This is a genomic window from Streptomyces albospinus, from assembly GCF_014648695.1.
GTDB classification, from domain to species: Bacteria; Actinomycetota; Actinomycetes; order Streptomycetales; family Streptomycetaceae; genus Streptomyces; species Streptomyces albospinus.
Genome location: NZ_BMRP01000037.1, coordinates 48,992 through 56,743, shown reverse-complemented (window position 1 = coordinate 56,743; position 7,752 = coordinate 48,992). Strand labels below are relative to the sequence as shown.

The 7,752-nt window shown below is 71.1% G+C and carries 6 protein-coding genes; 2 read left to right on the top strand and 4 right to left on the bottom strand.

The window, feature by feature from the left end; translation table 11 throughout:
* The first annotated feature begins 199 nt into the window (after nt 1-199).
* Nucleotides 200-1,474, top strand: a complete 1,275-nt coding sequence (locus IEZ17_RS32610; RefSeq protein WP_189306504.1) for an MFS transporter — start codon at nt 200-202, stop codon at nt 1,472-1,474.
* 57 nt (nt 1,475-1,531) lie between these two features.
* Nucleotides 1,532-3,187: a glucose-6-phosphate isomerase gene (pgi, locus tag IEZ17_RS32605; RefSeq protein ID WP_189306524.1), complete on the top strand. Its 1,656-nt coding sequence runs from the start codon at nt 1,532-1,534 to the stop codon at nt 3,185-3,187.
* 60 nt (nt 3,188-3,247) lie between these two features.
* On the opposite strand, the gene pgl is transcribed toward pgi, so the two are convergent.
* From pgl to tal, 4 genes are read right to left on the bottom strand one after another with little or no spacing between them, the layout of a single operon-like run.
* Nucleotides 3,248-4,030: a 6-phosphogluconolactonase gene (gene pgl / locus IEZ17_RS32600; protein ID WP_189306502.1), complete on the bottom strand. Its 783-nt coding sequence runs from the start codon at nt 4,028-4,030 to the stop codon at nt 3,248-3,250.
* Nucleotides 4,027-5,073: a glucose-6-phosphate dehydrogenase assembly protein OpcA gene (gene opcA / locus IEZ17_RS32595; protein ID WP_189306500.1), complete on the bottom strand. Its 1,047-nt coding sequence runs from the start codon at nt 5,071-5,073 to the stop codon at nt 4,027-4,029. The genes pgl and opcA overlap by 4 nt, the downstream gene beginning before the upstream one ends.
* Complete coding sequence (gene zwf / locus IEZ17_RS32590) at nt 5,070-6,602, bottom strand: glucose-6-phosphate dehydrogenase (protein WP_189306498.1); 1,533 nt, start codon at nt 6,600-6,602, stop codon at nt 5,070-5,072. The genes opcA and zwf overlap by 4 nt, the downstream gene beginning before the upstream one ends.
* A 6-nt stretch (nt 6,603-6,608) precedes the next feature.
* Nucleotides 6,609-7,727, bottom strand: a complete 1,119-nt coding sequence (gene tal, locus IEZ17_RS32585; RefSeq protein ID WP_189306496.1) for a transaldolase — start codon at nt 7,725-7,727, stop codon at nt 6,609-6,611.
* Between the last annotated feature and the right edge of the window lie 25 nt (nt 7,728-7,752).

Below are 7,752 nucleotides of genomic sequence, written 5' to 3'. Positions count from 1 at the left end.
CCGGCCGGGCCGTTCGCGTGGTCCGCGCCGGTGAATGCCCCCTGGGCGAGGCGCCATCCGGGCGCTGCCGGGCGCCCGCGGGCATCTGAGGCAGTGGATGGGGAAGGTGCCCGAGGCCCGTTGTCAGTGGTAGCCCGTACGGTTTTTCATAGGCGGATGCGCAGCGGATCCGCACCGGCAGCGGCGTACGGGGGTGGGCATGACGAGCGCGGAAGCGGGCAGCGCGGCGGGAGTTGGGGTGCTCGCCCGGCGGGGCGGGTTCGGGCGGCTGTGGAGCGCGGCGGCCGTCTCCCGCTTCGGTGACGCGCTGCGCGGCACGGCGCTTCCGCTGCTCGCCTACGCACTCACGGATTCGCCGCTGCTGATCTCGCTGGTCACCGTCTGCGGCTTTCTGCCCTGGCTCTTCTTCGGGCTGCTGGGCGGCGCGGTGGCCGACCGCATCGACCAGCGGAGGGCGATGTGGGCGGTCGATGTGCTGCGCGGGCTGCTGGTGGCCGGGTTCGCGCTGGCGGTCGCGCTCGGCCAGGCGCGGATCGGGCTGCTGCTGACCCTGGCGTTCGCGCTGACGACCCTTCAGACGCTCTTCGACAATGCCGCCACGGCTCTGCTGCCGTCGGTCGTGCCCAAGGAGCTGCTGGAGACCGCCAACGCCCGTCTGATGACCGGCCAGGAGCTGGTCAGCCGGTTCGTCGGCGGACCGCTGGCACCGGCGCTGATCGGACTGGCCGCCGCGCTGCCCTTCGCGGCCGACGCGGTGACCTATCTCGTCGCCGCCGCCCTGGTGGCCTCGCTGCGGATCGCCGTCCCGGCCCGGCCGCGGCCCGCCGCCGGGCGCACCATCCGGCGAGAAATCGCCGACGGCATACGGGCGTTGTGGCGCGACCGGGTGCTGCGCGCGTTCTGCCTGTCCGTGGCGCTGGGCAACATCGGCATCGGCGCGCTGATCGCGACGCTCGTCGTCATCGTCAAGGGCTGGCTGGGCGCCGGTGACTTCGGCTATGCCGTGGTGACGACCGGATACGGCGCCGGGACGGTGCTCGGGGGGCTGTCAGCCGGCCTTGTGATCGCCGCGACCGGCGGCCGGGCCCGCACGCTGCTGGTGGCAGGGCTGTTGCAGACCGCGGCGCTGGTGTCCTTGGGGACGGTGCGCGCGCTGTGGCCCGCGGCCCTGGCACTGGGCCTGTTCGGCTTCGCCGGCATGGTGTGGAACGTCCTGGAGACGACGGTCGTGCAGCAGCGCAGCCCGGAGGGGATGGTGGGCCGGATCAGCTCCGCGTTCCGCACGGTCTCCGTCGCCGGGACCCCGCTGGGCGCGCTGCTCGGCGGTGCGGTCGCCGCGGCCCTGGGGCCCAACGCCCCGGCGCTGCTGGCCGCTGTGCTGCTGGGGCTGGGCACCCTCGCGCTGATACCGGCTGTTCGGACCGGCGACAGCACTTCGTCCGACAGCGGACAGATACCTCATACCGTGCCCTGATCAATTAGGTTGGAGGATGGCGGGGCCGCTACGAGACGAAGAAGGCTGATGTCCGAGATGAACGCAGAAGGCCGCAGCAGGCTCGACCAGATGCCTGAGTGGACCGCGTTGAGCAAGCACCGCGAGCAGCTGGGGGAGGTGCACCTGCGCGAGCTGTTCGCCAAGGATCCCGACCGCGCCCGGCGGTTCACCCTCCAGGTCGGCGATCTGCACCTGGACTACTCCAAGCACTTGGTCACCGACGAGACGCTGCGGCTGCTCCGCGAGCTGGCCGCGGCGACCGGTGTGGCCGAGCTGCGGGACGCGATGTTCCGCGGCGAGAAGATCAACATCACCGAGAACCGCTCCGTGCTGCACACCGCGCTGCGCGCGCCCGGCTCGGCCGTCATCACCTCCGACGGCGTCAACGTCGTCCCCGCGGTGCAGCACGTCCTGACGAAGATGGCCACCTTCGCCGACCGGGTCCGCTCCGGCGACTGGAAGGGCTACACCGGCCGGCGCATCAAGACGGTCGTCAACATCGGTATCGGCGGCTCGGATCTGGGCCCGGCGATGGCGTACGAGGCGCTGCGCGCCTACACCCACCGGGACATGCAGTTCCGCTTCGTGTCCAATGTGGACGGTGCCGACCTGCACGAGGCGGTGCGCGATCTGGACCCGGCGGAGACGCTGTTCGTCATCGCCTCGAAGACCTTCACCACCATCGAGACGATCACCAACGCCACCTCCGCCCGCAGCTGGCTGCTCAGCGGCCTGGGCGCCGCTGGGGAGGAGGCCGTCGCCAAGCACTTCGTGGCGCTGTCGACCAACGCCGAGAAGGTCGCGGAGTTCGGCATCGACACGGTCAACATGTTCGAGTTCTGGGACTGGGTCGGCGGTCGCTACTCCTACGACTCCGCCATCGGCCTGTCGCTGATGATCGCGATCGGCCCGGAGCGGTTCCGCGAGATGCTGGCCGGCTTCCATCTCGTCGACGAGCACTTCCAGTCCGCCCCGCCGGAGGAGAACGTCCCGCTGCTGCTGGGCCTGCTGGGGATCTGGTACGGCAACTTCTGGGACGCCCAGTCGCACGCCGTGCTGCCGTACAGCCACTACCTCTCCAAGTTCACCGCCTACCTCCAGCAGCTGGACATGGAGTCCAACGGCAAGTCCGTCGACCGCCAGGGCAATCCGGTCGCCTGGCAGACCGGCCCGGTCGTGTGGGGCACGCCCGGCACCAACGGCCAGCACGCCTACTATCAGCTCCTCCACCAGGGCACGAAGGTGATCCCGGCCGACCTGATCGGCTTCGCCCGGCCGGTGGACGACCTTCGGTCCGGGCTGGTCGCCCAGCACGACCTCCTGATGGCCAACCTCTTCGCGCAGGGCCAGGCGCTGGCGTTCGGCAAGACGCCGGACGAGGTGCGTGCCGAGGGCGTGGCCGAGGAGCTGGTGCCGCACCGCACGTTCCGGGGCAACCACCCCACCAGCACGCTCCTGGCGTCGGAGCTCACCCCGTCCGTACTGGGCCAGTTGATCGCGCTCTACGAGCACAAGGTGTTCGTCCAGGGCGCGGTGTGGAACATCGACTCCTTCGACCAGTGGGGCGTCGAGCTGGGCAAGGTACTGGCCAGGCGCGTCGAGCCGGCGCTGACCGAGGGCGCGGAGGTGCCGGGCCTGGACGCGTCCACCGCCGGTCTGGTCGCCAAGTACCGCGAGCTGCGCGGGCGTTGATGCCGTACGCCGACGGCCCCACACCCTCGGGGGGTGTGGGGCCGTCGGCGGGTCGGCGGTTCAGGGCGACGCCGGTGGGTAGAGGCTGCGCGGCAGTTGGGAGGCCGCCGCCTCGTCCATCAGCCACAGCGTCCGGCTGCGGCCCCGCGCACCGGCTGCCGGCGCCTGGACCTCCCCGGCACCGGAGAGCGCGATCGCCGCGGCCCCGGCCTTGTCCGCGCCGGCCGCCAGCAGCCACACCTCGCGTGCCGCACGGATCGCGGGCAGGGTCAGTGTGATCCGGGTCGGCGGGGGCTTGGGCGCGCCGTGCACCCCGACCACCGTCCGCTCGCGCTCGTAGACCGCGGGCAGTTCGGGGAACAGCGAGGCGACATGGGTGTCCGGGCCGACGCCCAGCAGGAGCACGTCGAAGGACGGCACCGGACCGTGGTCCTCCGGCCCGGCCGCGGCGGCGAGTTCGAGGGCGTACTCCTCGGCCGCCGCGTCCACGTCGTTGCCGAAGCGGCCACCGGCCGGCTCCATCGGGTGCACCCGCGCCGGGTTGAGCGGGACGCCGTCCAGCAGCGCCGCGCGGGCCTGGGTGTAGTTGCGCTCCGGGTCCCCCTCCGGCAGGAACCGCTCATCGCCCCACCACAGGTCCAGCCGCGACCAGTCGACGGCGTCCCGGGCGGGCGCCTCGGCGAGGGCCGCGAGCAGCCCGTTGCCGTTGCGCCCGCCGGTCAGCACGACGGAGGCGGAGCCACGGGCCGCCTGGGCGTCCACGATCTTGGTGATCAGCCGGGCGGCTGCCGCCTTGGCCATCAGCTCCTTGTCTCGGTGGACGACGACCTGCGGAGTGCTCACTTGGCGGCTGCCTTCTTGGCGGGCGCCTTCTTCGCCGCCTTGGCCGGTGCGCTGCCCGCGTCCGCAGCCTTGCCGGTCGCCGGGTCCGCCGCGGCCGGTGCCGCCGGCTGCCCGTCCGGCTCGCCGATGCGCTCCACGCCGTACTTCAGCGCGGTGGCGTAGATGTCGTCCGGGTCGAGCCGGCGCAGCTCCTCGGCGAGCAGCTCGGCGGTCTCCCGCCGCTTGAGCGCCACCGCGCGGTCCGGCTGGGCGCGCATGGAGAGGGTGGCCAGCGAGCCGTCCGGGCGGTCCAGGACGATCGTTCCGCCACTGGACTCCAGCCGTACCGCGGTGAGCCCGGGGCCGGCCGAGACGGTGCGCTGGACCGGTACGTCCAGCCTGCTGGCGAGCCACATGGCGAGCAGCTCGCAGCTGGGGTTGAACTCCTCGCCCTCGACCACGGCGGAGGTGACCGTGCACGGCGACTGGTCGAGCGCCGCGGCGAGCATCGAGCGCCAGGGCGTGATCCGGGTCCAGGACAGATCCGTGTCACCCGGGGTGTACGTGTCGGCGCGCGCGGAGAGCTCCCGGATGGGCTCCTCGGAGGCGTAGGCGTCGGTGACCCGGCGCTGCGCCAGCGCGCCGAGCGGGTCCTTCGCCGGGTCCAGCGGGGCGTTGACCGCCCACCAGACCACGACCGGGGCGTCCGGCAGCAGCAGCGGCAGCACCACGGACTGCGCGTGGTCGATCGCCTCGCCGTACAGCCGCAGCACCACCGTCTCGCCGGTGCCGGCGTCCGTGCCGACCCGTACCTCGGCGTCCAGGCGGGCCTTGGCGCGGTCGCGCGGCGACCGGCTGACCCGCTTGATGACGACGAGGGTGCGCGAAGGGTGTTCGCGGGACGCCTCGTTGGCCGCCTTCAGGGCGTCGTAGGCGTTCTCCTCGTCGGTGACGATGACGAGGGTGAGCACCATGCCGATGGCAGGGGTGCCGACGGCACGACGGCCCTGGACCAGCGCCTTGTTGATCTTGCTGGCTGTGGTTTCCGTCAGATCGATCTTCATGGCCGACGCCAGCTCCGTCCGTCTCGTGCGAGCATTTCGTCCGCCTCGTCGGGGCCCCAGGTGCCCGCCGGGTACTGCGCGGGCTTGCCGTGCTTGTCCCAGTACGTCTCGATCGGGTCGAGGATCTTCCAGGAGAGCTCGACCTCCTCCAGGCGCGGGAAGAGGTTGGCGTCGCCGAGCAGCACATCGAGGATCAGCCGCTCGTACGCCTCGGGGCTGGACTCCGTGAAGGACTCGCCGTAGGCGAAGTCCATCGACACATCGCGCACCTCCATCGAGGTGCCGGGCACCTTGGAGCCGAACCGCACGGTCACGCCCTCGTCCGGCTGCACCCGAATGACCAGGGCGTTCTGCCCCAGCTCCTCGGTGGCGGTGTGGTCGAACGGGGAGTGCGGGGCGCGCTGGAAGACCACCGCGATCTCGGTGACCCGGCGGCCCAGGCGCTTGCCGGTCCGCAGGTAGAAGGGGACGCCCGCCCAGCGGCGGTTGTCGATCCCCAGCTTGATCGCGGCGTAGGTGTCGGTCTTCGACCTGGGGTCGATGCCGTCCTCCTCGGCGTAGCCGACGACCTTCTCGCCGCCCTGCCAGCCGGCCGTGTACTGCGCCCGGACGGTCTCCTTGCCGAGGTCCTTGGGCAGCCGGACGGCGCCCAGCACCTTGGTCTTCTCCGCGACCAGCGCGTCCGCCTCGAAGGAGGCGGGCTCCTCCATGGCGGTCAGCGCGAGCAGTTGGAGGAGGTGGTTCTGGATGACGTCGCGGGCGGCGCCGATGCCGTCGTAGTAGCCGGCCCGGCCGCCGATGCCGATGTCCTCGGCCATGGTGATCTGGACGTGGTCGACATAGCCGCGGTTCCACAGCGGCTCGAACATCGTGTTGGCGAACCGCAGCGCCAGGATGTTCTGGACCGTCTCCTTGCCCAGGTAGTGGTCGATCCGGAAGACCTCGTTGGGCGGGAAGACCTCGTGGACGATCCGGTTGAGCTCCTGGGCGCTCTTCAGGTCGTGGCCGAAGGGCTTCTCGATGACCGCGCGGCGCCAGGAGTCCGCCTTCTGGTCGGCCAGCCCGTGCTTCTTGAGCTGCTGGACGACCTTGGGGAAGAACTTCGGCGGCACCGAGAGGTAGAAGGCGAAGTTGCCGCCCGTGCCCTGCGCCTTGTCGAGCTCGTCGATGGTGTCCTTGAGCGTCTCGAAGGCTTCGTCGTCGTCGAAGTCGCCCTGGACGAAGCGGCAGCCCTGGACCAGCTGCTGCCAGACCTCCTCGCGGAACGGCGTGCGGGAGTGCTGCTTGACGGCCTCGTACACCTCCTGCGCGAAGTCCTCGTCCTCCCACTCGCGGCGGGCGAAGCCGACCAGCGAGAAGCCCGGCGGCAGCAGCCCCCGGTTCGCCAGGTCGTAGACCGCGGGCATCAGCTTTTTACGGGACAAATCGCCCGTGACGCCGAAAATGACCAGGCCCGACGGCCCCGCGATACGCGGGAGCCGTCGGTCCGCGGCGTCACGGAGCGGGTTAGCTCCGTGTGAACCAGACAAGGGAGATCAGCCCTCCGAGGGAGCGAGGCGCGCCAGTTCCGCCTCCGTCGACTTGAGCAGGTCGTTCCAGGCCGCCTCGAACTTCTCCACGCCCTCGTCCTCCAGGAGCTGCACGACGTCGTCGTACGAGATCCCGAGGCCGGCGAGCGCGTCGAGGTCGGCCTTGGCGGCGGCGTAGGTGCCGCGCACCGTGTCGCCGGTGATCTCACCGCGGGCGGCGGTGGCCTGGAGCGTGGCCTCCGGCATGGTGTTGACGGTGCCCGGGGCGACCAGCTCGTCCACGTACAGGGTGTCCTTGTACGCCGGGTCCTTCACACCGGTCGAGGCCCACAGCGGGCGCTGCTTGTGGGCGCCCGCCTTGTCGAGGGCGGCCCAGCGCTCGGTGCCGAAGACCTGCTCGTACGCCTCGTACGCGAGGCGCGCGTTGGCCAGGGCGGCCTTGCCCTTGAGGGCCTTGGCCTCGTCCGTGCCGATCTTCTCCAGGCGCTTGTCGATCTCGGTGTCCACACGGGACACGAAGAACGAGGCCACCGAACGGATCAGGGACAGGTCCAGGCCCGCGGCCTTGGCCTTCTCCAGGCCGGCCAGGTAGGCGTCCATCACCTCGTGGTAGCGCTCCAGCGAGAAGATCAGCGTGACGTTGACGCTGATGCCCAGGCCGATCACCTCGGTGATGGCCGGCAGACCCGCCTTGGTGGCCGGGATCTTGATCAGCGTGTTCGGGCGGTCCACGAGCCAGGCCAGCTGCTTGGCCTCGGCGATGGTCGCCGCGGTGTTGTGCGCCAGGCGCGGGTCGACCTCGATGGAGACCCGGCCGTCCTGGCCGCCGGTGGCGTCGAAGACCGGGCGCAGGATGTCGGCGGCGTCGCGCACATCCGCCGTCGTGATCATGCGGATGGCCTCGTCGACGGTGACCTTGCGGGTGGCGAGGTCGTGGACCTGCTGGCGGTAGCCGTCGCCCGCGGAGATCGCCTTCTGGAAGATCGACGGGTTGGTCGTGACGCCGACGACGTGCTGCTGGTCGATCAGCTCGGCGAGGTTGCCGGACGTGATGCGCTTGCGCGACAGGTCGTCCAGCCAGATCGCGACGCCTTCATCGGAGAGGCGCTTGAGTGCGTCTGTCATGGGTTCTGCATCTCCTACTTGTCGT